Origin of the sequence: Actinoplanes philippinensis (assembly GCF_900113015.1) — a bacterium.
Classification (GTDB): domain Bacteria; phylum Actinomycetota; class Actinomycetes; order Mycobacteriales; family Micromonosporaceae; genus Actinoplanes; species Actinoplanes philippinensis.
In genome coordinates this window covers 192,446-215,752 of sequence record NZ_FONV01000001.1, presented here as the reverse complement: position 1 = coordinate 215,752, position 23,307 = coordinate 192,446, and the positions used below count along the sequence as shown (strand labels likewise).

The following is a 23,307-nucleotide window of genomic DNA, read 5'->3' as shown; positions in this document are numbered from 1 at the left end:
CGCATCATCGAGCACCTTCCTGGGCATGCCGGCCACCGCCCCGCGCGGCGTCGGCCACCTGCGCGGCGACCGGCCGTTCCCCCAGGCGGCCCGGGACGCGCTGCAGAACTCGCAGCTGCGGCGCAACCTGCGGCACGCCACCACCACGATCCGCGGCAAGTCCGGCCGGGTGATCGCGGAGCTGCCCGACTGGCAGGCGCTGCGCGACGCCGGGTCGGCGATCAAGACCGACGTCATGTCCCGGCTGCCGGAACTGCTGGTGGAGCTGGAGGAGCGCGTCGTCGCCGCCGGTGGCGTGGTGCACTGGGCGGCCGACGCCCACGAGGCCAACCGCATCGTCACCGGCCTGGTGCAGGCGACCGGCTCGGAACGGGTCATCAAGGTCAAGTCGATGGCGACCCAGGAGATCGGGCTCAACGAGGCGTTCGAAGCGGCCGGGATCACGCCGGTCGAGACCGACCTCGCCGAGCTGATCGTGCAGCTCGGCGACGACAAGCCCAGCCACATCCTGGTGCCGGCCATCCACCGGAACCGGTCCGAGATCCGGGAGATCTTCCTGCGCGCCATGCCCGGCGTGGACCCGGCGCTCACCGACGACCCGCCGGTGCTGGCCGCGGCCGCCCGGCGCTACCTGCGGGAGACGTTCCTGTCGACGAGGGTGGCGGTCAGCGGCGCCAACTTCGCGATCGCCGAGACCGGGACGCTCGGGGTCGTCGAGTCCGAGGGCAACGGGCGGATGTGCCTCACCCTGCCGGACACCCTGATCACCGTGATGGGCATCGAGAAGGTCCTGCCGTCGTGGCGTGACCTGGAGGTCTTCCTCCAGTTGCTGCCGCGGGCGTCGACCGGGGAACGGATGAACCCGTACACCACGATGTGGACCGGGGTCACCCCCGGCGACGGTCCGCAGAACTTCCACCTGGTGCTCCTCGACAACGGGCGCAGCGCGGTCCTCGCCGACACCGCCGGGCGGTCGGCGCTGCACTGCATCCGCTGCTCGGCCTGCCTCAACGTGTGCCCGGTCTACGAGCGGACGGGCGGGCACTCGTACGGCTCGGTCTACCCCGGGCCGATCGGCGCGGTGCTGTCGCCGCAGCTCACCGGGGTCGCTGACAACGCCTCGCTGCCGTTCGCCTCGTCCCTCTGCGGCGCCTGCTTCGACGCCTGCCCCGTGAAGATCGACATCCCGTCGCTGCTGGTGCACCTGCGGAACAAGGCGCCCCATGCGGCGGCCGAGAAGGCGGCCATGGCGGCCGCCGCCCGGATCATGGATCGCCCCCGGTGGTACGCGTCCGCGCAGCGGGCCGCCAAGATGGCCCGTATCGCCGGCCGGCGTGGCCGTGGCCTGCCCCCACCGCTGTCCGGCTGGACGGCCGGTCGCGACCTGCCCGAGTTCCCGGAGCAGACGTTCCGCGACTGGTGGTCCGGGCGAACGGACACCCCCGCCCGGCCCGCCGCCGACCCGCCATCGCCGGGCTTTTCGTCCGGAGTGTCCGGGAGTGACGGTGGCTCGTCGGCGGGCCGGGATGCGTCCGCGGGGCCGGGGTCGTCGGCGGGCGGGGAGTCGTTGGCGGCCCCGGAGTCGTCGGTGGGTCGGGAGTCGTCGGCGAGCCCGGATGCGTCCGCGGGCCGGGAGTCGTCGGCAGGCTGGGAGGATGAGCGATGAGCTCGCGGGAACTGATTCTCGGGCGGGTGCGGGCTGCGCTGCGGGACGCGCCGGTGGTGCCCGAGCCGCCGCGTGACTATCGGCCCGCCGGGGCGAACTGGGCCGACCTCGATGTGCTCGTCGACCGGCTCGTCGACTACAAGGCCGAGGTGTACCGGGTGACATCCGCCGAGGTGGCCGCAACCGTGGCCGGGCTGGTGGGGGAGGGCGGGGCGGTGCTCGTACCCCCTGGCCTGCCGCACCTGTGGCGTCCGGAGGGCGCCTTCGCCGACGACGGCCTGCCGCCGGACCGCATCGCCGGAGCCGACGCCGTGCTCACCGCCGCGGCGGTCGCCGTCGCCGAGACCGGGACCATCGTGCTGGACGCCTCACCGGATCAGGGACGGCGCATCATCACGCTGCTCCCGGACGTGCACGTCTGCGTGCTGCGGCCGGCGCAGGTGGTCGCCTCGGTGCCGGACGCGATCGCCCGCCTCGACGCGACCCGGCCGCTGACCTGGATCAGCGGCCCGTCCGCGACCAGCGACATCGAACTCAACCGGGTCGAGGGCGTGCACGGCCCCCGCCACCTGCACGTCCTGCTCCTGACCGACTGAGCCCGCCGGGTCGAGGGCGTGCCCGGCCCGGCCACCTGGACGTCCTGCTTCTGACCGGCTGAGCCCGCCGGGTCGAGGGCGTGCCCGGCCCCCGCCACCTGCACGTGCCGCTCCTGACCTACTGAGCCGGCCCGCCGGACGGTGAGTTGCTTGCCGTTGCCGCCGGTGGTGGGGTCAACGCCGCTGGGCGGCGATCAGGGCCAGCAGGGTGGCGTGGGTCTCCGGGTCGGCGGCGGCCACCAGGCCGCCCCGGCCGGTGTGCAGCGGCCCGCCGTCGAGGTCGGTGACGATGCAGCCGGCCGCCTGGCACAGGACTGTGCCGGCGGCGAAGTGGACGCTGTCGCGCAGGTGGCCGTCGGTGACGTAGGCGGCCCGCCGTCCGGCCGCCACCCACGCCAAGGCCAGCGTGGTGGAGACGACCCGGGGCCGGAACCGCTCGATGAAAGCATCGTCGGAGAGCAGCGCCGCGGCTAGGAAGCCAGGCCGGTTGGGAAACGGCGGATCCAGGTTGAGGTCGACCAGACGCGAGGCGGCCGACGGAACCAGCGGCCGGTCCTCGCCGCCGTGCCGGGCGAAGGCGCCGTGTGGGGCGGAGGCGCCGTGTGGGGCGGAGGCGCCGTGTGGGGCGGTGGCGCCGTGTGGGGCGGTGGCGCCGTCGCCGCCGGTCCAGAACACCTCGGCGTTGAACGGGTCGGCGACCGCCGCCGCGACCGCCCGGCCGCCGGCCCGCAGCGCCACGTTGACCGCGACGAGCAGGTTGTTGACGGCGTAGTTGAGGGTCCCGCAGAGCGGGTCGACCAGCCACATCCGGTCGCTGCCGGCGTCACCGGTGCGGCCGCTCTCCTCGCCGAGCACCAGGTCACCGGGCCGCGCGTTGCGCAGCATCGTCACGATCGCCCGTTCTGCCTCGATGTCGGCGAGCGTCGCGAAATCGTCGCCGTCCTTCGCGAAACGGACCGGCGCCGGCGCCCCCGGGAGTGGGAGGCCGTAGTGGGAGCGGACGACGGCGGCGCCGGCCTCGGCTGCCGCGATGGCCAGTTCACGGTCGGTGATCGGCATGGGTGCACCCTAGCCTTGAGCTGACTTGCTCGCGTACGTAATACTCGTGGACGAATAATCGGCGGCGACTCGGGAGCGAAGGCCATGGGGAAGCGGCGCAAGGTGAGCAACCTGCTCGGGTTGCACATCCTGGCGACGTTGACCGTGCAGCCGTTGCACCCGTATGAGATCGCCGCCCAGTTGCGGGCCTTCGGCAAGGATCAGGACATCAAGATCCAGTGGGGCTCGCTCTACACGGTCGTGCGCAACCTGGAGAAGCACGGGTTCATCGAGGCGGCGGAGACGGTCCGGGAAGGCCGTCGGCCCGAGCGCACGGTGTATCGGCTGACCGAGGCCGGCCGGCACGAGATGGCCGACTGGCTGCGCGAGCTGATCGGGCAGCCGGAGCAGGAGTTCCCCCGGCTGCGTTCGGCGCTGTCGGTCGCCGGGGTGCTCCCGCCCGACGAGATGATCGAGCTGCTGCGGCAGAGACACCGGACGCTCACGGCGGAGAACGAGGCGGATCGCGCCGCGCTCACCGCCACCCGGCGCGAGGTGCCGCGGCTCTTCCTCATCGAGGCGGAGTATGCGCTGGCCATGCGCCAGGCCGAGGAGGCCTGGCTGGCCGGTCTCCTCCGGGAGTTGCACGACGGGTCGGTCCCGGGGCTCGGCGCGTGGCGCCGGTTCCACGAGACCGGCGTGATGCCCGACCTCAGCGAGCTGATGGGGCCGGGGGCGCCACCCGAATGACAGAAGGGCCCCGGCCGGTGCGGGAACACCGGCCGGGGCCGCCACCTCACCACCGACCGCGGGAACGGTCCGGGCATCCGAGGCGTGTAGCAGTGACCAGGATATCCGGACACGGCCCGTGGAGATCAGGAGTGATCACCATGAGTCATGCCGTGACGGCTGACGATCTGCGCAAGTCCTATCCCGGCGGGGTCCGGGCCCTCGACGGGCTGAGCCTCGACGTCCGGCCCGGCGAGGTGTTCGGCCTGCTCGGGCCGAACGGCGCCGGCAAATCCACCACCGTCAAGATCCTGACCACGCTGGCCCGGCCCGACTCCGGTCGGGCCGAGGTCGCCGGCCACGACGTGCTGCGGCATCCGGAGCGGGTGCGCCGGGAGATCGGCGTGGTCGCCCAGCGGTCCGCGCTCGACCCGATGGGCAGCGGCCGGGAGAACCTCACCCTGCAAGGGCGGCTCTTCGGGGTACGGGCCACCGCGCTCCGCCGCCGGGTCGACGACCTGCTGGAGCGCTTCGACCTGACCGGCGCCGCCGACCGGGTGGTACGGGGCTGGTCCGGTGGCATGCAGCGCCGCCTCGACGTGGCGCTGGCCCTGGTGCACCGGCCGGGCGTGCTGTTCCTCGACGAGCCGACCACGGGGCTCGACCCGGAGGGGCGGGCGGCCATGTGGGCGGAGATCGGGCGGCTCGCCGCTGGCGAGTCGATGGCGATCCTGCTCACCACCCACTACCTGGACGAGGCGGACCGGCTGGCCGCGCGGCTCGCCATCGTCGACGGTGGACGGGTCGTCGCCCACGGGACACCGGAGCAGCTCAAGGAGGAGCTGCGCGGGGACGCCGTACATCTGGAACTGCGGCAACCACCGGACGAGCCGACGGCGCGGCAGGTGATCGCGCTGGTGGCGGGCTTGCGGGAGGTCGCCTTTGACGGGCGGCGGCTCAGCGCCCGGGCCGACGACGGCGCCGCGGCCGTTCCGGCGGCCCTGGCTGCCCTGGAGTCGGCCGGGATCGGCGTCGCGGCCGTCACCGTCGCCCGGCCCTCGCTGGACGACGTGTACCTGCGTCACGCGGGACGGAGGTACGCGGCATGAGCACCGCCACGACTCTCGCGGCGCACACCTGGTGGATGACCGGGCGGCGGCTGAAGGTGCTGGTCAAGCAGCCGGCGTTCGTGGTCATCCTGCTGGTCCAGCCGGCGATCTGGCTGTTCCTGTTCGGCAATCTGTTCCGCCGGGTGGTGGAGCTGCCCGGGTTCGGAGCGGGTGACTATCTCGACTACATCGTGCCCGGTGTGGTGGTGATGACAGCGGTCTCGTCGAACATGTGGGCCGGCATGGGCGTGCTCGAGGAGATCGAGCGCGGCACCATGAACCGGCTGCTCACCACTCCGGTGTCCCGGTCGGCGATCATGAACGCGCTCGTCGTCGAGCAGGGGATCAGCACGGCCGTGCAGGTTCTGGCGATCATCCTGCTCGGGCTGGCGGCCGGGGCGGACTATCCGGGCGGACCGGCCGGGCTGGGCGTGCTGCTGGTCGCGGCGCTGCTGCTCGGCACGGTGTTCAGCGCCCTGTCGAACACGATCGGGATGCTGGTGCGGCAGCGGGAGACCATCATCGGCGTCAACACGCTGCTGCTCCTGCCGCTGACGTTCCTGTCGTCGGCGTTCATGGCGGAGGCGCTGATGCCGTCGTGGATGCGGACCGTCGCCCACGGCAATCCGGTGAACTGGGCGCTCGACGCGGCCCGGGCGGCGATGAGCGCCGGCCCGGACTGGGGTGTGGTCGCCGTCCGCTGCGGCTGGCTGGCCCTGGCGGCGGCCGCGATGGTGTTCCTGTCCACCCGTACCTTCCGGGCCTATCAGAAGTCGGTCTAGCCGCGGAGGAGGCTCTGACCCGTGACCCGCCGACCGGGTCAGCGGGTCAGGGCCTCGACCCGGCGGACCAGGTCCTGGGCGGTGAACGGCTTGGGCAGGTAGTCGTCGGCGCCGGCATCGAACGCGGCGGCCGCCTCCAGCCAGCGGCCCCGTTCGGTGAGCAGCAGGATCGGGACGTCGGCGGTGTCCTCGGCGGCGCGCAGGGCCTGGCAGAGGGCGGTGGCCGTCATGTCGTGGCCGGCGACGAGGACGGCACAGTCCGGCGGGTGGGCGTGGGCGGCGCGGAGAGCCGCCTCCCCGGTGTTGCGCGACGACACCAGCAACCCGGCCGAGGTGAGGACCGTCTCGATGATACGCAGCAGCGTCGGATCGTCGTCGACCACGAGAACCGAAGTCACCCTCACCCCCTGCTGATCGCAAAGCGTCCCCGGCGCCGTTGATCACTCCCTACAGTAAGGGCCGTGCCGGAGTTCGGGGACCGGATCTGGAGCGTGAGCCGGCTGCTGCGCGCCGCGGTGCTGCTCACCCTCACCGCTGTCGCCGCGGTGGCGGCGACCGGGTTCCTGCGCAACGACGAGAGCCTGCAGGCCCACGCCGAGCTGCGCCGGTCCGGCGAGATCATGGACAGCATCGTCGCGCTGCGGGCCGCCGTGGACGGTCTCGCGGCGCCCCCGCAGACGCCGGCGCCGCCGCCGGGCCCGGTGACCGAGCCGGGTGAGGCGGGCGTGCTGGAGCCGATGGACCCCGCGGACGTGGCCGACCCGGCCGGCGCGGCGGCGGTGGTGCCGGGCGCCCCCGGCGCCGACCCGTTCAGCCCGCCGGCCATCACCACCACCGCCCCCGCGGACCTCCTGCGGGTGCGGGCCGACGAGGTGGGCCGGCTGGCCGGCGACGACCCGGTCCACCGCGGGCTGCTCGCCCGGATCGACCCGGCAGCCGACATCTCCGTGCTGCGGGCGGCCACCGACGGCATGCTGAGCCACGAGCAGACCCGGCTGGACCGGCGGATCGGCGACGTCGGCGCGGTGGCCCGCAACAGCCGCTGGATGATCGTCTGGGTGGCGGTGCTGGTGACGCTGATGGTGCTGACCGGCGGCCACCTGCTGAAGCGGCGAGTGAGCCGTACCGCGGACACGCTGGCCGCCGCCGTCCGCCGGGCCCGCGCGGGTGACCTCACGCCGGTGCCGGTCCGGGGCCCGCGCGAGCTGGCCGAGCTGGCGGTCACGTTCAACGAGGCGATGGCGGAGATGGGCCGGGCCCGCGACCGGGCGAACGCGGCGACCGCAGCCGGGTCGGCGTTCCTGGACGCGATGAGCCACGAGATCCGCGCGCCGATGACGGCGGTGACCGGGATGACCGGGATGCTGCTGGAGACCGGGCTGGACGACCGGCAGCGCGAACTCGCCACCACCGTCCACGACAGCGGCGCCACCGTGCTCGGCGTGGTCGACGACCTGCTGGACCTGGCCCGGATCGAGAGCGGCGACCTGCTGCTGGACCGTCGGCCGTTCTCGTTGCGGGGCTGCGTGCGCCGGGCCATGGACCCGGTGGCGGCCGCCGCCGAGGCGAAGGGCCTGCATCTGGCCGCGCACCTGTCGGCCGGCTGCCCGGAGCGGGTCCACGGCGATGACGTGCGGGTGCGCCGGATCCTGACCGCGCTCCTGCGCCAGGCGGTGGCCACCACCGAGCACGGCGCGGTCACGGTCAGCGTCTCGGCGCACCCCCGGCCGGAGGGTCTGGAGGTGCGCTTCTCGATCCGTGACACCGGGCTCGGCGTGCCGGCCGAGCGCCTGCCCGACCCGGGGATCCGGCTGGCCCGGCGGCTCGCCACGTCGATGGGCGGCGGCGTCACCACCGAGACCAGACCCGGGCGGGGTACGACGGTGACGGTCGCGGTGCTGCTGGCCGAGGCGCCGCAGCCGGCCCTCGTCGGCCGCGCCCCGGTCGACGGGCGCAAACAGCAGCTGCTGGTGCTGGTGGCCGAGGACGATCCGGTGGATCAGCGGCTGACCCGTCGCCAGCTGGAACGCCGCGGGCACCGGGTGATCACGGTCGCCGACGGGGAGGCGGCGGCCGAGGCGGTCCAGCGCGACCGGTACGACCTGGTCCTGCTCGGATCGGGCCTGGGGGTGCTGGACGGCCCGGCGGCGGTCCGGCTGATGCACGCAGACCCGCCGCTGCACGGGGTGCCGCGGATCGTCGCGATCTGCCCGGCCGGCGACGACGAGAAGGACGACTTCACGGCGGCCGGTGTGGACGGGATCCTGTCGCGCCCGGTCGACTCCGGTGACCTCGACGTGGTTCTGGCGACCGCGGCCGCGTACGCCGATGTCCGCCTGGCCGGCGCCGGACGTCTGCCCGGACCGGACGACGGCGAGCCGGACACGATCCGGGCCTGCGCCGACGTGATCGCCGGCCCGGACGCCGAGCCCGAGGACCGCCGCCGGCTCGCCGAGATCCTGCACAACTTCGCCGACCGCCTGCCCGGTGTGCTGGACCGCATGGACGAGGCGGCGGCCACCGGCGACACCCGCAACCTGGCCCGTCTCGCGCACGGCCTGAAGGCGTCGTCGGCGACGCTCGGCGCGAACCGGTTCGCCGCCCTCTGCGCCGACCTGGAGGACCGCGCCCAGCACGACCCGGCGACCGGCGACGTGCTGCACGACCTGCACGAACGGGCCCGGGAGATCAGCGAGACGATGGAGACGATCTCCCGTCAGCTGACCCGGGCGTCCTGACCGTCTTGCCGGATCCGGGGCCCGACATCGGGTGGAAACAGCCACAATCACGTTCGTGAGCGATACAACGGGGCAAAACGCGAGTAAACGGCGCATTCGGTGGATCGGGGCCGTGATCGTCGTCGGCGGGGCGGTGGCCGGCGGGGTGATCGGGGCCCTCAACCGCGACAGCGGTGGCAGACCGGCCGCGATCGTCGTCGCCGTCGCCGACCGGGGCGCGGTCACCGTGGACGTGGCGACCACCGGCGCCGTCGAGCCGGCCACCACCCGCAGCCTGGCCTTCACCGTCGCCGGCACCGTCGGGTCGGTGCAGGTCCGCGCGGGCAGCCGGGTCAGCAAGGGCCAGAAGCTCGCCGCCCTGGACGCCACCGACGCCACCGACGACCTCGCCGACGCCCGGAGCAGCCTCACCGAGGCCCGGACCCGGCTCAGCGCCGCCCGGACCGTCGCGGCACGGGCCACCGCGAGCGCCACCACCTGCGCCCGGCCGGGACGGACCGCCACACCGGCCCTCGCCGCCGGGATCCGCGCCGCCGTCGGGGCGCGAGCCGCCACCCCGTGCGCGACCAGGGGCTACCCGGACACCGGTGGCGACCCGGTGCTCACCGCGGAACAGCAGGTCAACCGGGCGGCCCGGGCGGTCGAGCTGGCGCAGCGGGCACTCGACGGAACGTCCCTCACCGCGCCGATCGCGGGGACCGTCGTGGCCGTCGAGGGCAAGGTCGGTGACCAGGTCCGCAGCGGGTCGACCTTCATCAGCCTGGCCGACACGTACGCCATGCAGGTGCGCGCCGACTTCCCGGAGGCCGACGCGGGCGCCCTGGCCGCCGGGCAGGCCGCCACGGTGAGCCTCGCCGACTCCGACGACGTCTACACGGCCGAGGTGGTGCAGGTGGACCCGGCCGGGACGTCGGACGGCACGCTGGTCCGCTACGGGGTGGTGCTGGCCTTCGCCGACCCGCCCGCCGACCTCCTCGTCGGGCAGAGCGCCCAGGTCAAGGTGCGCACCGGCGAGGTGTCCGGCGCGCTGCGGGTGCCGTCGACGGCGGTGCACGACGTGTCCGGCGGATCGGGCACCGTGCTCCTGAGGGTCGGCAACCGGTCGGAGGAGCGCGTTGTGGCAGTCGGGCTCCGCGGGGACCTTTACACCGAGATAACCGGCGGACTGGAGCAGGGCGACCAGGTGGTGCGTTCCTGGTAGTGACGGGACTGCCGGAACGACAGGATTGCCGGAACACAGCACGCCACGAACCGGCCGGAAGGCATGATGACGGTGTGAATGCGCTGCGTCGTCCCAGTACGGCCGTCAACGCCCTGCTGGCTCTCCTGATCGTCGGTGCCGGGTTCTGGGGCCGGGCCCTGCTGCGGGACACCTCGGAGACGACCCGGGCCAGCGCGTCCGGCGTACGGACGGTCGTCGCCACCCAGGGCACGGTGACCCGTACCGTCTCCGCCGACGGGGCCGTGGCCAGCGCCTCCACCGCGACCGCCACCTTCACCACCGCGGGGACCGTCACGGCGATCCCGGTGAAGGTCGGCCAGACCGTCTCCGCCGGCACCCTGCTCGCCAAGGTCGACCCCACCGCCGCCCAGCGCGATCTGGACCTGGCCGAGGCGAACCTGGAGGCGGCACGCGACGCGCTGGACCGCGCGGAGGACGCCGGCACCGACACCGACAACGCGTCCCACGCGGTGACCGAGGCGAAGCTGGCGGTCGACGAGGCCGAGGCGGCGGTCGCCGGGACCCGGCTGATCGCCCCGATGGCCGGCACCGTGGTCGCCGTCAACGGCAGCCTCGGTGGGTCCTCCGCCGTCACCGGCGACGCCACCAAGGGCTTCGTCGACCTCGCCGATCTCACGAAATTGCAGATCACGGCGGCGTTCTCGGAGGCCGACGCGACCGAGCTGAAGGCCGGTCAGAGCGCGACGATCGTCTGGAACGCGCTGCAGAACGCCGAGACCACGGGTGAGGTGGTCGCCGTCGACCCGACCGCCACCACCGAGAACAGCGTCGTCACCTACGGCGTGACGGTCAGCCTGCCGAACCCGCCGGACGGCGCCAAACCCGGCCAGACCGTCACCGTCTCGGTCGTCACCGGCAGCGTGGAGAAGGCCGTCATGATCAACTCAGCGGCCGTCACCACGGCCGGCAACCGGCACACCGTGACCGTCCTGGACAGCGCCGGCCGGCAGGAGATCCGCCAGGTGCAGGTCGGGCTGGAGGGCGACGACGCCGCGCAGATCACCTCCGGGCTGGCCTCCGGCGAGCGTGTCGTGGTCCCGACCAGCACGACGGCCACCACGACCACCACCAACCTGCGCGGCGGCAACGGCTTCCCGGGCGGTGGCGGCGCGCCCCCTGGCGGCGGGAACGGCGGTCGCTGATGGGCCGGCCGGTTCTCGACGTACGGGAGCTCACCAAGGTCTACGGCGAGGGCGACACCGAGATCCGCGCCCTCGACGGCGTGAGCCTGCAGGTGGAGCCGGGCGAGTACGTGGCGGTGATGGGCTCGTCCGGCTCCGGCAAGTCGACGCTGATGAACATCCTGGGCTGCCTCGACGTCCCGACCACCGGCACGTACCTGCTGGACGGGGTGGACGTCGGCTCGCTCAGCGACGCCCAGCTGGCCCTGGCGCGGAACCGGCTGATCGGGTTCGTCTTCCAGGCGTTCAACCTGATCCCGCGTACCAGCGCCGTCGCCAACGTCGAGCTTCCCCTGGCGTACGCCGGGATGAAGGCTGCCGAACGGCGCCGCCGGGCGATGTTCTCCCTCGACCTGGTCGGTCTCGCCGACCGGGCCGAGCACGAGCCCAACCAGCTCTCCGGCGGCCAGCAGCAGCGGGTGGCGGTGGCCCGCGCGCTGGTCACCGAGCCGGCGCTGCTGCTGGCCGACGAGCCGACCGGCAACCTGGACAGCCACGCCACCGACGAGGTGCTCGCGGTCCTCGACGAGCTGAACGCGGTGGGCCGCACGATCGTGCTGATCACGCACGAGGACGAGGTGGGGGCGCGGGCCGGCCGGCTGATCAGGCTCTTCGACGGACGGGTCACCAGCGACTCCCGGCAGGAGCCGTCCGGACGACACGCGGTCGTGGGGGTCTAGGGTGAATTTTACGGAGATTTTGCGATTTGCTCTGCGGGGGATCGGCGCCAACAAGCTGCGTTCGATGCTCACCGTGCTCGGCATCCTGATCGGGGTCGCGGCCGTGATCCTGCTCGTCGCCGTCGGCAACGGCTCGGCCCAGGCGATCGCCTCCCGGATCGAGGCGCTCGGCACCAACACGCTGACCGTGATGAGCACCAGCCGGGGCAGCGGCGGACTCACCATGCGCATCGCCGAGTCCCTCGACGACGGCGAGATCGCCCCGGACGTACGGTCGGTGTCGCCCGTGGTCAGCACCTCGGCCACCCTCACCTACGAGGGCGCCGAGCACGAGATCAGCTCCTTCGTCGGCACCACGCCCAGCTGGTTCGCCGCCTCCAACTTCCCGGTCGCGGACGGCGCGGTCTTCACCGCCGACGACGAGGCGCAGGCCCGCCGGGTCGTGGTGATCGGGCAGACCGTGGCCGAGGAGCTGTTCCCCGGCGTCGACCCGGTCGGCCGGCAGGTCACCGTCGGCGGCGCGCTCTTCACGGTCACCGGCGTGCTGAAGGAGAAGAGCTCGGCCGGCTTCCAGGACGCCAACGACACCGCGGTCGCCCCGATCAGCGCCGTCCGGCAGGTGCTCGCCGGGTACGGCTCGCTCAGCTCGGTGCTGGTGGAAGCGGCGAGCCCGGCGATGGTCGACACCGTCCAGGCCGAGATCAGCACGATCCTCGACCACCGGCTGGAGTCCGGCGCCTACCGCGTGCAGAACGCCTCCCAGCTGCTGGAGACCCAGACTGAGACCGCCGGCACGTTCACCACCCTGCTCGGCGCGGTCGCCGCGATCAGCCTGCTCGTCGGCGGCATCGGCATCACCAACATCATGCTCGTCACGGTCACCGAGCGAACCCGCGAGATCGGCATCCGCAAGGCCCTCGGCGCGCCCCGCCGGGTCATCCTGACCCAGTTCCTGATCGAGGCGACCCTGCTCAGCGTCATCGGTGGCGGGCTGGGGGTCGCCGCGGCCGTCATCGGCAGCCGCTTCTCGATCGTCGGCGTGCAGCCGGTGATCGTGCCCAGCTCGGTCGCGCTCGCCCTCGGCGTCTCGGTGCTGATCGGCCTGTTCTTCGGCGGCCTGCCCGCCGCCCGCGCCGCCCGGCTGCGCCCGATCGACGCCCTCCGCTATGAGTGAGCCTACCGATGAGGAACGTCCCGTGACTCCTGCCAAGCACGACACCGAGGTCCTGTCCCGCCCCTCCGGCACCCACCCGGAGCTGAACGAGGCGCTGGCCGCGGCCGCCCCGCGCCGCTGGTGGAACCGCACCACACTGGCCCTGCTCGGCGTGGCGCTGCTGGCCGGCGGCTTCCTCGGCGGCGTCCAGGCGCACGAGCGGTGGGGCACCCGGCAGAGCACGGCCGGCATCCCGAACGGCGCCGGCCTGCCCAGCGGCTTCGGCGGCTTCGGCGGCGGCGCCTCCCGCGGACCCGGTGACGGGCCCGGCGGCGGCGCGCAGCCGGCCACTGCCGGTGGCACCACCGGCACGGTCAAGATGGTCGACGGCACCACCCTCTACGTGCAGACCCCGGCCGGCGAGACGATCACGGTCCGCACCAGCGACCGGACCGCCGTGAAGGTCAGCCAGACCGCTGGCCTGGACAGCATCACCTCCGGTGTGCCGGTGACCGTCGAGGGCGTCCCCGACTCCGAGGGCATCATCACGGCGACCACCGTGACCGCGGGCTGAGCCGGCGGCGGTCTCCGTGCGGTAGCGGATCCGGTCGCCGGAAGTCACAGGATCGCGGGCCGGCCGCCGATGGTCGCGGCCATGATCAGTGGTGTCACCGCCTCCACCGGCTCGTACTCGTACCGATGGATCCCGGCCACCGGCCGCCGCGAGAACCCGATGGTCCGGCTCGCCGCGGCGCTGGGCCTCACCACCGACGAGCTGAGAGCACGACTCGACACCGGCCGCAGCCTCGACGACGTCGCGGCCGAGCGGGGCGTCGCGCACGACGACCTGATCAGCGTGATCAAGTCCGGGCTGACACCGGAGATCGCGGCCGGCGGCGCCGACGAGATCGCCGAACGGATCGCCGGGACGATCCACGCCGGCCCGGACACGACACTGCCACCACTGCCCGGCGGCCCGCTCGGCGAGAACGCCGGACTGCGCGACGAGACCAAGCTCGCGGCGATCGGCCGCCTGCTCGGCATGAGCGCCGCCGACGTCGCCGCGGCCGCCACCGGACCGTACCGCCTGATCGATCTCCTGAAGTCCAAGGACGTCGACCTGTCCGCCCTACGCGGCGTCCTGACCAGCGGCGACCTCGTGGATGTGCTGGCGTGAGCGGGCGCGGAAGGGCGTCCACCAGTTCGCCCGGCCCAGCAACGCCATCGCCGCCGGGACGAGCACTCCCCGGATCACGGTCGCGTCGACGGCCACCGCCACCGCCAGCCCGAGACCGGTCATCTTCACCACCGGACTCGAACTGAGCACGAAACCGCCGAACACGCAGACCATCACGACCGCCGCCGAGGTGATCACCATCCCGGTGCCGGCCAGCCCCTCGCGCACCGACCGCCGATTGTCACCGGTCGCGTCCCACGACTCGCGCACCGCGGTCAGCAGGAACACCTCGTAATCCATGGAGAGGCCGAAGAGCAGGGCGAACAGCAGCATCGGCACGTACGACTCGATCGGCGCCGGACCGTCCAGCCCGAGCAGCGTGACACCCCATCCCCGCTGGAACACGGCGGTCAGCACCCCGTAGGCGGCCGCCACCGAGAACAGGTTCATCACGGCCGCCTTCGCGGCCACCACCGGGGCGCCGAAAGCGGCCAGCACCAGCAGCGCGGCCAGCACGACCACCAGCCCGACGACGTACGGCATACGCGCGCCCACCCGCTCGGCCAGCGCCGCCTTCACCGCCGTCGGGCCGGTCACGTACACCGCGGCGCCGGGAGCCGGCACACGTTCCAGCGCGGCGGCCGTGGCGACCGTCGCGGGATCGCCCGGCCCGGTGAGAGGCACGACCCGTACCGAGACCAGCCGTCCGTCCGCCGAGACCCGCGCCGGTTGTGTCTCGGCCACCCCAGCGACCGTGCCGGCCGCCGTCACCAGGGCCCCGACCCGTGGATCGGCGGCGCCGGCCACCGGGGCGGCCGGTTCGGGGAACTCGGCGACCAGCGTGAGCGGCCCGTTCACCCCCGGTCCGAACGCCTCGGCCAGCGCGTCGTATCCGGCCCGGCCCGGCGTACCCGGCGGCTCGTCACCCGCATCGGTCTGGCCGAGCGTCATGCCGGTCACCGGCGCCGCGACGACGGCCAGAAGAACGGTGCTGACCAGGGCGTACGGCCACGGCCGCCGGGTCACCCGGTCAGCGAGCCGGCCCCAGGCCGAGTGCCCTCCGGGTGGCGCGTCATGGCCGGGGACCGCCGCTGCCCGGCGGCGGCGCAGCACCGGCAGCGCGTCGACGCGCGGGCCGAGGACGGCGAGCAGGGCGGGCAGCAGGGTGACGGCGGCGGTCACCGCGACCAGCACGATCAGACCGGCGGTCCAGCCCAGGGTGGTCAGGATGGGCACACCGGAGACGGCCAGCCCGGCCAGGGCCACGACGACCGTCCCGCCGGCGAAGGCGACGGCGCTGCCGGACGAGACGACCGTGGCCGTGATCGCCTCCGGGACCGCGGCGCCGCGGGACAGCAGCGCGCGATAGCGGGTGATCATGAAAAGGGCGTAGTCGACGCCGACGCCCAGGCCGATCATCGTGGCGATCGTGGTGGCCACCGCGGGCACCGCGGTCAGATGCCCGGCCAGGCCGATCACGCCCAGGCCGCACACCAGCGTCAGCAGAGCGGTGAGCAGCGGGAGCGCGGCCGCCACCAGTCCACCGAAGGCCAGCACGAGCACCACCAGCGCCACCGCCAGCCCGAGCGCCTCGCTGCGGCGGGTGTCGGTCTCGGAACGGGCCAGGACACCACCGGGCAGCACCTCCGTGCCCGGTCCGGCCGCGGTCCGGGCCGTGGACAGGACCTCGTCGATCACGTCGCGGCCGAGATCCCGGGCCTCCACGTCGAACTGCACCGTCAGGTAGCCGGTGGTCCCGTCGGCGGTCAGCGTCCCGGCCGCGGCGCTCGGCGGGGCCACCGAGGTCACGTGCGCGACGTCCGACAGCCGTGCCGACACGTCCGTCACCGTGCCTGCGGCCACCGGCCCGCTCGCCGAGCGCAGGATGACGGTCCCGGTCGCTCCGCCGGCGCCGGGGAAGTGCTCGTCCAGCAGGTCGCGGCCGTGCTGGGCGGAGCTGCCGGGCAGCGTGGTGTCGTCGTCCACCGGCCTGCCGAACACCACGACCAGCGCGGCCACCGCCGCGGCCGACAGCAGCCAGCCGGTGATCGTCCACCACGGCCGTCGCACGGCCGCCCGGCCCAGCACGGTGAACAGCCGGTGCGTACGGGTGCCCGGCCGCGCCGCGCTCATGCCGCACCCCCGCAGCCACCGGCCGCCGCCCGTGCCGGACGGGTGTCCGCGACGAGGCCGGCGCCTTCCACGGTCAGCCGGAGACCGTCGGGCCCGGCCGCGGCGCCGGTCCACGTCAGGCCGGTGGGCAGGGCCGGCAGATCGACGCGGGGGGCTCTCAGGCCCGGCAGCCGGGTCGCCGGCAGGCGCAGCCCCATCGCCGGCAGCTCGACCTCGATCGGGCGCACGGTCAGGGTGGTCCCGGCGATCTCCGGGGCCGCCACCACGGTCACCGGCACCTCCCGGCCGAGCATGGTCCGTGTGGTGGACAGGAGCAGCCGCCCGGCGTCGTCGGCGGTGACGTCGCCGGTGAAGCCGGCCGGTGGCCCACCGGGGATCGGGGCGGGTCCGGACGGCTCGGCGCCGCCGGGCTCGCGTGACGACTCGCGCAGCAGGTCGTACCCGACGGTGATAGTGGCGGTGAGGGAATCGGCCCGGACGGCCTCGCCCTCCGGGAGCCGGACACCGGTCGCGGTGGCCTCCACGCCCACCCGGAAGCGGCCCGCGGGGACGCCGGCGGCGGTGACCCGGAGGCCGTCGAAGCGGCCACGGGCCACCTGGGTCAGGAAGGGGAAGCCGCCGAACGCCACGGACGGCTCGGACGGCAGACCGCCGGCGCAGCGCAGCCGGTCGGCGAGGCGATCGGCCGCGGCGGAGGCGGCGACGCGGTCCGTGGTGACGGCCGCCACCAGCAGGCAGCCGGTCACGGCGCCGAGGATCAGGGTCTTTCGGAACGAGGGTTTTCGCACCCGCCCATGTCACCGGCGGCCGATGACGGCCGGACCGGAGCCGGATGAGAGCCGGATGGGAATCTCGAACCAGACCGTGAGGCCGCGGGCGGCGGTGGCGATGCCGGTGACGCCGCCGTGGGCGCGGACCGCCTCGGCGACGATGGCCAGGCCCAGACCCGCGCCGTCCGTCCCGGCCCGTGACGGATCCGCGCGCCAGAAACGTTCGAACGCCCGCGCGGCCTGCTCCGGCGTCATCCCGGGGCCGTCGTCGCTGACCGATACCCGGATCCCGGCGCGGGGCGGCTCACCGGCTGCGTCGTCCGGGCCGGGCCGCACGTGCGGGACGGGGTCGACGGTGATCCGGGCCGCTGCGCCCGGCGGGGTGTGGGCGCGAACGTTGCCGAGCAGGTTCGCCAGGACACGGCGCAGCGTTCCCTCGTCGCCGTGGACCGTGGTGGCCGGGGCCGAGACGCTCACCTCGATGGGGCGGTCCGGCTCCACGGCGCGGGCGTCGGCGACCGCATCGCCGATCAGCGCGGCCAGGTCGACGGGTTCCCGGCGGGCCGGCGGATCGGACTCCAGCCGGGTCAGATAGAGCAACTCGTCGACCAGGGCGTTCATCCGGCCCGCCTCCTCCTCCAGGCGGCGCAGCACGTCGGGGCGGCGGGACAGGTCGACCACGCCGGTACGGACGAGCTGCAGGTAGCCGCTGATCGACGTGACCGGGGTGCGCAGCTCGTGCGAGGCGTCGGCGACGAAGGCCCGCATCCGCTGCTCGGAGCGTTCCCGGACGGCCATCGCCGACTGGAGGCGGGCCAGCATCCCGTCGACGGCCACCGCCAGCCGGCCGACCTCGGTACGGGCCGCCGCGCTGCCCGGGTGCGGCGCGCCGACCCGGTGGTGCAGGTCCCCGGCGGCGATCGCCCCGGCGGTGGCGGCGATCTCGTCGAGGGGCCGCAGACGGTGCGCCACCAACCGGCGGGCCAGAGCCGTGAGCAGCACGAGAACCACCGTCGCGGTGATCGCGGCGATCCACGCCAGGCGTCCGACGGTGTCCCGGATCGGGGCGAGCGGCAGCCCGACCAGGACCGTGCCGTTCGGGACCGGCACCACCCGCACCCGGTAGTCGCCGAGCACCGTCTGCGGCCCGTCACGGCCGGCCCGCGCCGCGTCGAGCAGCGGCGTGGCGTGCAGCGGCGTGCTGCCGACGAGCCGGACCGTGTGGCCGTCCGCCCGGCGGAACTCGATCAGGTACTCGGTCACCGACACCGCGGAGCGCAGCTCGGCGCCACCCGGGGCGGTGAGCAGCGCGGCCCGTTGCCGCACCAGGACGGCGGCGGCGGTGAGCTGTTCGTCAGCGCGATCCAGCAGGTACGACCGGAGCGCCACCGCCGCGGTCAGCCAGGTGACGGCCAGGGCCGCCGCGGTCAGCCCGGCCACCCCGGCGAGCAGGTGGAAACGCAGGGACCGGCGGCCGGTCACCGGTCGGCCCGCAGCGCGTAACCGAAGCCGCGATGGGTGACGATCAGCGGCGGCCCGTGCCGGTCGAGCTTGCGCCGGAGGTAGCCGACGTAGGTGTCGACGACGTTGGACACGTTGCCGGCGCCGCAGTCCCAGACGGCATCCAGGATCTGGGCCCGCGACAGCACCCGTCCCGGGTTGGTGAGGAAGTACCGGAGCAGCCTCAGCTCGGTCGGGGACAGGTCCAGTCGTACCCCGTCGCGGGTGACGGCGAGGGTCTCCTGGTCGAGTTCGACTCCGGCGTACCGCAGCGGGGGTGTGCCGTCCGGCCCGGCGCCCGTCCGGCGCAGCACCGCCCGCACCCGCGCGAGCAGCACCTCCACGTCGAACGGCTTGGTGACGTAGTCGTCGCCGCCGTACGCCAGCCCGGACAGTTGATCGGTGCGGGCGTCACGGGCGGTCAGGAAGATGATCCCGCCGCCCAGCCCGTCCGCACGCAGCCGCCGGCACACCTCCATCCCGTCGCCGTCGGGCAGCATCACGTCCAGCAGAACCAGATCCGGCCGGTGCGCCGCCGCCGACGCGAGGGCGGCCGCGGCGGTTCCCGCGGTGTCGACGGTGAAGCCGTGGAAGGCCAGGACGGTGCGCAGCAGGTCGACGATGTTGGGCTGGTCGTCGACGACGAGGACACGGGCGCTCATGGTCCTGCCATGGGATCACGCCCGGATGAGAGCCGGATGAGAGAGCTGGTCAGCGACGCAGGTGGCGGCGGACCAGCACGACGGTGAGGCCGGCCACGAAGAGGTCGACGACGACGATCAGCCCCGGCCAGCCGAAGAGCAGCATCGCCGGGGGAACCAGGATGAAGAGGGCGGCGCACAGCACCGCGACCACGGGGAACGGCAGCTCCGCGGCCGGCGCCCCGCCCATCCGCGCGGCGAACTCGGGATCGCTCAGGTGGATCCGGCGTTCGAGCTCCGCGATCGTGCGCCGGTCGTCATCGTTCAACATCGATGCCCCTCCCGGAGAATGCAGTGCGCACTTATACCCGGAGATCCGCGAGTCTAAACGACGCGCAGGAGGGAAATCTGTACCCATGACGAAAGAGCCGACGAAAGAGCCGACCGATCAACCGGTCGAGGACCTGCCGCGTCACCCGGCCGCACGGCCGCGCGCCGAGGCCGACCGCGAGCTGGTGCCACCCGACGCCGACCTCGGCGAACCCGGGGGCACCGGCCCCGAACAGACCGTCAGAGGCCGGTCAGGAGGGCGCTGAGCAGGGCGGTCCGTTCGGCGATGCCGGAGACCGAGACCCATTCGGTACGGGCGTGCGCGCCACCACCGTGCGGGGCCAGGCCGTCGATCGTCGGAAAGCCCAGCGCGCCGGTCGTGTTGGTGTCGGCGGCGCCGTCGGCGGGCCGGCCGTCGACACGCTGCCCGATCCCGGCGGCGATCGACCGGATCCGCTCCAGCAGCGCGTCGCCGGCCGGGCCGGGCCGCCAGGTGGGCCGGTGCGACAGCAGCCGCGCCGCCACCACGGCCCCATCCCGGACCGGCCGCAACCCTCGGAGCCCGCCGAGCACCGCCTCCTCGTCGTCCGGGTCGGAGAAGCGCAGCCCCAGGTCGGCGTGCGCGTGCCCGGCGACCACGTTGGTGCGCCCGCCGCCGGCGATGACACCGGTGTTCAGCAGCACCGGGCGGGCCGCGACCGCCGACCGCACCCGGATCAGCTGGTCGACCAGCTCGTCGATGGCGCTGACCCCGGCGTCCGGGTCGAGGGCGGCGTGCGCCTCCACCCCGGTCACCTCGACACGTGCCCGGGTGCTGCCGCGGCGGCCGGTCTTCAGGCCGCCGCCCGGATGCGGCGGCTCCAGGCCGAGCACGGCACGGGCCCGGGCCGCCTCGGCACGGACCAGGTCACCGGCGGTCGGCGAGCCGATCTCCTCGTCGGCGACGACGATCACCCGTACCTCCGGATGCTCTCGATCGCTGATCTCGCCCGCCGCCGAGAGAAGGGCGGCGAGGCCCGCCTTGGTGTCGTAGACGCCCGGCCCGCGGATCACGTCGCCGTCGGCCGACCACGGCATCGTGGCCAGCGTGCCCACCGGCCACACCGTGTCGTAGTGGCTGAGCAGCAGGATCGGATCCCCGCCCACCCCGCGCGCGGGCAGGGTCCAGACCAGGTGGTCGCCGGTCGGATGCCGCTCGCGGGCGGTGTGGAAGCCCGCCGCGGCGGCGTCGGCGTCGAGGAACCCGGCCAGGGCGGCCAGCGCCCGGGCGTCGCCGGTGGGTGACTCGCACACCGTGTACCGGTACAGCGCTTCGAGCGTGGCAGACAACATATGCGAAAGCTAAGTTGCTCGGAGAGTGTTGTCAACGAGTGGTGATGTTGCCAGGATGGCGAATATACGAAACGTATCTTTGTGGCGGAGGGTGTCATGGACGTTGTCGTGCGGGAGCTGGACGGGACAGCCGAGCTGACCGCCGCGGCCCGCCTCTACCGAGCCGTCTTCGGCTACGACCAGCCGGAGTACGGGGTGAGCCCGCGCCTGCTCGCCGCCCTCCGGGAGAACTCCGGCTCGGTCATCGGCGCCCTCGACCGGACCGGCACGATGATCGGCTTCTGCTACGGGTTCTCCGCGGTCGACGGCGGCGAGCTCTACCACTACTCGCAGGCCGCGGTCGTCGCCGCCGACGCCCAGGGCCTCGGCGTCGGCCGCCGGCTCAAACACGCCCAGGCACAGGTCGCCCGCGGCACCGGGGCACGGACCATGCGGTGGACCTTCGATCCGTACGCGGTGCGCAACGCCCATTTCAACCTGAACGTCCTCGGCGCCACCGGCGTCCGGTTCCTGCCCGACTACTACGGCGGCGGCACCGACCGTGTCCTGGTCAGCTGGGATCTGTGGCACGCCCGCAAACCCGGCGCCCCGGCCGGCGCCGTCAGCTCCCCGGCCACCGACCGGCACCGGCTGCGGGCCGGCCTGGAGGAACGCTTCGCCGCCGGCGCCCGCTGGACCGCCGTGACCCGCGACGCCGACCGGGTCACCTGCACGTTCGAGAATGACCGGTCATGACGTCTCATCCCTCGACCCCGTCCGGACGGTTCGACCGCAACGTCCAGCGACGGTCCGCGCAGGTCCTCAAACAGCGGGTCCTCGAGCAGCAGCGGGAGGAGTTCGAGAAGGCCCTGGCCTGGGCCGCCGAACAGGACGCCATCGAGCGGGCCGCCGCGCTCATCGTCTCGGCCCGGCGGCGCTACCTTCTGGGGTACGGCAAATCGCTCGCCTACGCGTCGATGCTGGCCACCGACCTGAGCGCCGGACTGTCCGGGGTGCACCTGGTCGGTGACGGCTCGTTGCGCGCCCTCGACGTGCTCAGCGACATCCGCCAGGGCGACCTGCTCGTCGCCGTGTCCATGTCCCGGTACCGTCGCGAGACCGTCGACGTCGCCGCCGCCTACGTGCGCCGCGGCGGTGATCTGGTCCTGATCACCGACGCCGACGACGCCCCGCTCGCCGCCGTCGCCACCACGAGCATCGTGATCGGGGCGGGCAGTGCCTCCTACGCCAACTCGCCGACCTCGGTGGCGCTGGCCCTGCACCTGCTCGCCACCCTGACCATCGCCAGCTCCAAGGGCGCGGGCCGCCGCCTGCACCAACGCGACGAACTGGCGGCCGAGCTCGGACTGTATGCGGAGCACGATGATCAGAATTGACCGGGTGGAGCTGCGCCGGGTGCGGTTGCCGCTCGTCCACGAGTTCCGGACCAGCTCCCACGCCAAACGCTTCCTCGAACACATCATCGTCACCCTGACCAGCGCGGACGGGGCGGTCGGGTGGGGCGAGACCGCGTCACCGTCCGGCCCGTACTTCTCTCCGGAGACCGTCGACAGCTGCTGGGCGATGGCCACCACCTTCCTCGCCCCGCTCGTCCTCGGCGCGGGGTCGTCCGCCTCCGGTTCCGGGTGGCGGCATCCTTCGGAGGTGGCGGCCGCCATGGCCAAGGTGCGGGGCAACCACTTCGCTCGCGCCGGGTTCGACATGGCCGCCTGGGCGCTGTGGTCCGAGACGACCGGCGTGCCACTCGCGAAAGCCCTCGGCGGCGACCGGGCCCGGGTCGCGGCGGGCGTGTCCCTCGGCATCGAGCCCACCATCGACGACCTGCTCGAACAGGTCGCCCTCCGGGTCGGCGAGGGCTACCGCCGGGTCAAACTGAAGATCGCCCCCGGCTGGGACGTCACCCCCGTCCGAGCGGTCCGTGCCGCGTTCCCCGACCTGCCCCTGCACGTCGACGCCAACGGCGCCTACCCCGCCGACGAGGTCGCCGTCTTCCGGCAACTCGACCGCCTCGGCCTGCTGATGATCGAGCAGCCGTACGCTCCTCGGGCCCTCGTCGCCCACGCCGCCCTCCAAGCCGTCCTCGACACCCCGCTCTGCCTCGACGAATCCGTGGAGGAACCGGACGACCTGACGACAGCCCTGCGCCTCGGCGCCGGCCGGATCCTCAACATCAAGGTGTCCCGGATGGGCGGCCTCACCCCGGCCGTCCGCGCCCACGACATGGCCCGCGAGCACGGCATCCCGGTGTGGTGCGGCGGCATGCACGAGTTCGGCATCGGGCGGGCCGCCAACGTGGCCCTCAGCTCCCTGCCGGGCTTCACCCTGCCGTCGGACGTGTCCGGCTCCGACAAGTACTACGCCCGCGACATCACCACGTCACCGATCGTCTGCACGGCCGGCTGGGTCGACGTCCCGGCCACCCCGGGCCTGGGCTTCACCCCCGACCTCCCGTTCCTGACCGCCAACACCATCACCCACCACACCGTCCCGTAGCCCCCGCCCGGCCTTC

At 73.8% G+C, this 23,307-nt stretch carries 22 protein-coding genes and 1 pseudogene; 15 read left to right on the top strand and 8 right to left on the bottom strand.

Annotation, left to right across the window (positions count from 1 at the left end; genetic code table 11):
• Nucleotides 1-25 precede the first annotated feature (25 nt).
• Together BM290_RS00960 and BM290_RS00955 are read left to right on the top strand one after the other, a co-directional pair.
• Nucleotides 26-1,432, top strand: a pseudogene (locus tag BM290_RS00960) (lactate utilization protein B); the annotation flags it as partial.
• A gap of 230 nt (nucleotides 1,433-1,662) precedes the next feature.
• On the top strand, nucleotides 1,663-2,262 hold the full coding sequence (locus BM290_RS00955; protein ID WP_093608949.1) for a LutC/YkgG family protein: 600 nt from the start codon (nucleotides 1,663-1,665) through the stop codon (nucleotides 2,260-2,262).
• A 174-nt stretch (nucleotides 2,263-2,436) separates the two neighbouring features.
• On the opposite strand, the gene BM290_RS00950 is transcribed toward BM290_RS00955, so the two are convergent.
• The gene (locus BM290_RS00950) at nucleotides 2,437-3,321 is read right to left on the bottom strand and encodes an inositol monophosphatase family protein (protein WP_093608947.1); all 885 of its coding nucleotides are present in this window, start codon (nucleotides 3,319-3,321) and stop codon (nucleotides 2,437-2,439) included.
• Nucleotides 3,322-3,405: 84 nt separating this feature from the next.
• Between BM290_RS00950 and BM290_RS00945 the strand changes: the two genes are divergently transcribed.
• The 3 genes from BM290_RS00945 to BM290_RS00935 all read left to right on the top strand — a co-directional run bounded on the left by BM290_RS00945 (nucleotide 3,406) and on the right by BM290_RS00935 (nucleotide 5,920).
• Nucleotides 3,406-4,050, top strand: a complete 645-nt coding sequence (locus BM290_RS00945; RefSeq protein ID WP_093608945.1) for a PadR family transcriptional regulator — start codon at nucleotides 3,406-3,408, stop codon at nucleotides 4,048-4,050.
• A 140-nt stretch (nucleotides 4,051-4,190) separates the two neighbouring features.
• Complete coding sequence (locus tag BM290_RS00940; RefSeq protein WP_093609816.1) at nucleotides 4,191-5,138, top strand: ABC transporter ATP-binding protein; 948 nt, start codon at nucleotides 4,191-4,193, stop codon at nucleotides 5,136-5,138.
• Nucleotides 5,135-5,920 carry an ABC transporter permease gene (locus BM290_RS00935; RefSeq protein WP_093608943.1) on the top strand — a complete coding sequence of 262 codons (786 nt, stop codon included), beginning with the start codon at nucleotides 5,135-5,137 and terminating at the stop codon, nucleotides 5,918-5,920. Before BM290_RS00940 ends, BM290_RS00935 begins: the two co-directional genes overlap by 4 nt.
• Nucleotides 5,921-5,958: 38 nt before the next feature.
• On the opposite strand, the gene BM290_RS00930 is transcribed toward BM290_RS00935, so the two are convergent.
• Entirely contained in the window at nucleotides 5,959-6,318 is a 360-nt protein-coding gene (locus BM290_RS00930) for a response regulator transcription factor (RefSeq protein WP_093608941.1), read from the bottom strand.
• 63 nt (nucleotides 6,319-6,381) lie between these two features.
• Here BM290_RS00930 and BM290_RS00925 point away from each other — a divergent pair, with 63 nt between their 5' ends.
• From BM290_RS00925 to BM290_RS00895, 7 genes are all read left to right on the top strand, one after another.
• Nucleotides 6,382-8,658: a histidine kinase dimerization/phospho-acceptor domain-containing protein gene (locus BM290_RS00925; RefSeq protein WP_093608939.1), complete on the top strand. Its 2,277-nt coding sequence runs from the start codon at nucleotides 6,382-6,384 to the stop codon at nucleotides 8,656-8,658.
• Between the two features lie 112 nt (nucleotides 8,659-8,770).
• The gene (locus tag BM290_RS00920; RefSeq protein ID WP_239143339.1) at nucleotides 8,771-9,859 is read left to right on the top strand and encodes an efflux RND transporter periplasmic adaptor subunit; all 1,089 of its coding nucleotides are present in this window, start codon (nucleotides 8,771-8,773) and stop codon (nucleotides 9,857-9,859) included.
• A 74-nt stretch (nucleotides 9,860-9,933) separates the two neighbouring features.
• The gene (locus BM290_RS00915; RefSeq protein ID WP_093608935.1) at nucleotides 9,934-11,043 is read left to right on the top strand and encodes an efflux RND transporter periplasmic adaptor subunit; all 1,110 of its coding nucleotides are present in this window, start codon (nucleotides 9,934-9,936) and stop codon (nucleotides 11,041-11,043) included.
• Complete coding sequence (locus BM290_RS00910; protein ID WP_093608933.1) at nucleotides 11,043-11,762, top strand: ABC transporter ATP-binding protein; 720 nt, start codon at nucleotides 11,043-11,045, stop codon at nucleotides 11,760-11,762. Before BM290_RS00915 ends, BM290_RS00910 begins: the two co-directional genes overlap by 1 nt.
• 1 nt (nucleotide 11,763) lies before the next feature.
• On the top strand, nucleotides 11,764-12,936 hold the full coding sequence (locus tag BM290_RS00905; protein ID WP_093608931.1) for an ABC transporter permease: 1,173 nt from the start codon (nucleotides 11,764-11,766) through the stop codon (nucleotides 12,934-12,936).
• A gap of 22 nt (nucleotides 12,937-12,958) precedes the next feature.
• Nucleotides 12,959-13,489: a hypothetical protein gene (locus tag BM290_RS00900; RefSeq protein WP_239143340.1), complete on the top strand. Its 531-nt coding sequence runs from the start codon at nucleotides 12,959-12,961 to the stop codon at nucleotides 13,487-13,489.
• Nucleotides 13,490-13,570: 81 nt separating this feature from the next.
• Nucleotides 13,571-14,092, top strand: a complete 522-nt coding sequence (locus BM290_RS00895; protein ID WP_143133556.1) for a hypothetical protein — start codon at nucleotides 13,571-13,573, stop codon at nucleotides 14,090-14,092.
• Here BM290_RS00895 and BM290_RS00890 read toward each other — a convergent pair.
• From BM290_RS00890 to BM290_RS00860, 6 genes are all read right to left on the bottom strand, one after another.
• Nucleotides 14,045-16,225: an MMPL family transporter gene (locus BM290_RS00890; RefSeq protein ID WP_093608925.1), complete on the bottom strand. Its 2,181-nt coding sequence runs from the start codon at nucleotides 16,223-16,225 to the stop codon at nucleotides 14,045-14,047. The two genes, BM290_RS00895 and BM290_RS00890, sit on opposite strands and share 48 nt — an antisense overlap.
• Nucleotides 16,222-17,013 carry an LmeA family phospholipid-binding protein gene (locus BM290_RS00885; RefSeq protein ID WP_093608923.1) on the bottom strand — a complete coding sequence of 264 codons (792 nt, stop codon included), beginning with the start codon at nucleotides 17,011-17,013 and terminating at the stop codon, nucleotides 16,222-16,224. Before BM290_RS00885 ends, BM290_RS00890 begins: the two co-directional genes overlap by 4 nt.
• Nucleotides 17,014-17,022: 9 nt before the next feature.
• A complete protein-coding gene (locus BM290_RS00880) occupies nucleotides 17,023-18,477 on the bottom strand; it encodes a sensor histidine kinase (RefSeq protein WP_093608921.1) in 1,455 nt (484 codons plus the stop codon).
• The gene (locus BM290_RS00875; protein WP_093608919.1) at nucleotides 18,474-19,157 is read right to left on the bottom strand and encodes a response regulator transcription factor; all 684 of its coding nucleotides are present in this window, start codon (nucleotides 19,155-19,157) and stop codon (nucleotides 18,474-18,476) included. Before BM290_RS00875 ends, BM290_RS00880 begins: the two co-directional genes overlap by 4 nt.
• A 49-nt stretch (nucleotides 19,158-19,206) precedes the next feature.
• Nucleotides 19,207-19,467 (bottom strand): DUF3040 domain-containing protein, encoded by a 261-nt coding sequence (locus tag BM290_RS00870; RefSeq protein ID WP_093608917.1) that lies wholly within the window; start codon nucleotides 19,465-19,467, stop codon nucleotides 19,207-19,209.
• A 239-nt stretch (nucleotides 19,468-19,706) separates the two neighbouring features.
• Entirely contained in the window at nucleotides 19,707-20,798 is a 1,092-nt protein-coding gene (locus BM290_RS00860; protein WP_093608913.1) for a M20/M25/M40 family metallo-hydrolase, read from the bottom strand.
• A 96-nt stretch (nucleotides 20,799-20,894) separates the two neighbouring features.
• On the opposite strand from BM290_RS00860, the gene BM290_RS00855 reads away from it, so the two are divergent.
• Genes BM290_RS00855 through menC form a run of 3 tightly spaced genes read left to right on the top strand, consistent with a single transcriptional unit; the run spans nucleotide 20,895 to nucleotide 23,291 of the window.
• A complete protein-coding gene (locus BM290_RS00855) occupies nucleotides 20,895-21,533 on the top strand; it encodes a GNAT family N-acetyltransferase (protein ID WP_093608911.1) in 639 nt (212 codons plus the stop codon).
• The gene (locus tag BM290_RS00850; protein WP_093608909.1) at nucleotides 21,530-22,174 is read left to right on the top strand and encodes a MurR/RpiR family transcriptional regulator; all 645 of its coding nucleotides are present in this window, start codon (nucleotides 21,530-21,532) and stop codon (nucleotides 22,172-22,174) included. The genes BM290_RS00855 and BM290_RS00850 overlap by 4 nt, the downstream gene beginning before the upstream one ends.
• On the top strand, nucleotides 22,161-23,291 hold the full coding sequence (gene menC, locus BM290_RS00845) for an o-succinylbenzoate synthase (protein WP_093609814.1): 1,131 nt from the start codon (nucleotides 22,161-22,163) through the stop codon (nucleotides 23,289-23,291). The genes BM290_RS00850 and menC overlap by 14 nt, the downstream gene beginning before the upstream one ends.
• The last annotated feature ends 16 nt before the right edge of the window (nucleotides 23,292-23,307 follow it).

Coding starts and splice junctions, on each gene's coding strand:
- BM290_RS00895 (WP_143133556.1), top strand. CDS start 13,571: ATGATCAGTGGTGTCACCGCCTCCACCGGCTCGTACTCGTACCGATGG.
- BM290_RS00855 (WP_093608911.1), top strand. CDS start 20,895: ATGGACGTTGTCGTGCGGGAGCTGGACGGGACAGCCGAGCTGACCGCC.
- BM290_RS00950 (WP_093608947.1), bottom strand. CDS start 3,321: ATGCCGATCACCGACCGTGAACTGGCCATCGCGGCAGCCGAGGCCGGC.
- BM290_RS00935 (WP_093608943.1), top strand. CDS start 5,135: ATGAGCACCGCCACGACTCTCGCGGCGCACACCTGGTGGATGACCGGG.
- BM290_RS00890 (WP_093608925.1), bottom strand. CDS start 16,225: ATGAGCGCGGCGCGGCCGGGCACCCGTACGCACCGGCTGTTCACCGTG.
- BM290_RS00870 (WP_093608917.1), bottom strand. CDS start 19,467: ATGTTGAACGATGACGACCGGCGCACGATCGCGGAGCTCGAACGCCGG.
- BM290_RS00860 (WP_093608913.1), bottom strand. CDS start 20,798: ATGTTGTCTGCCACGCTCGAAGCGCTGTACCGGTACACGGTGTGCGAG.
- BM290_RS00850 (WP_093608909.1), top strand. CDS start 21,530: ATGACGTCTCATCCCTCGACCCCGTCCGGACGGTTCGACCGCAACGTC.
- BM290_RS00955 (WP_093608949.1), top strand. CDS start 1,663: ATGAGCTCGCGGGAACTGATTCTCGGGCGGGTGCGGGCTGCGCTGCGG.
- BM290_RS00945 (WP_093608945.1), top strand. CDS start 3,406: ATGGGGAAGCGGCGCAAGGTGAGCAACCTGCTCGGGTTGCACATCCTG.
- BM290_RS00875 (WP_093608919.1), bottom strand. CDS start 19,157: ATGAGCGCCCGTGTCCTCGTCGTCGACGACCAGCCCAACATCGTCGAC.
- BM290_RS00910 (WP_093608933.1), top strand. CDS start 11,043: ATGGGCCGGCCGGTTCTCGACGTACGGGAGCTCACCAAGGTCTACGGC.
- menC (WP_093609814.1), top strand. CDS start 22,161: ATGATCAGAATTGACCGGGTGGAGCTGCGCCGGGTGCGGTTGCCGCTC.
- BM290_RS00940 (WP_093609816.1), top strand. CDS start 4,191: ATGAGTCATGCCGTGACGGCTGACGATCTGCGCAAGTCCTATCCCGGC.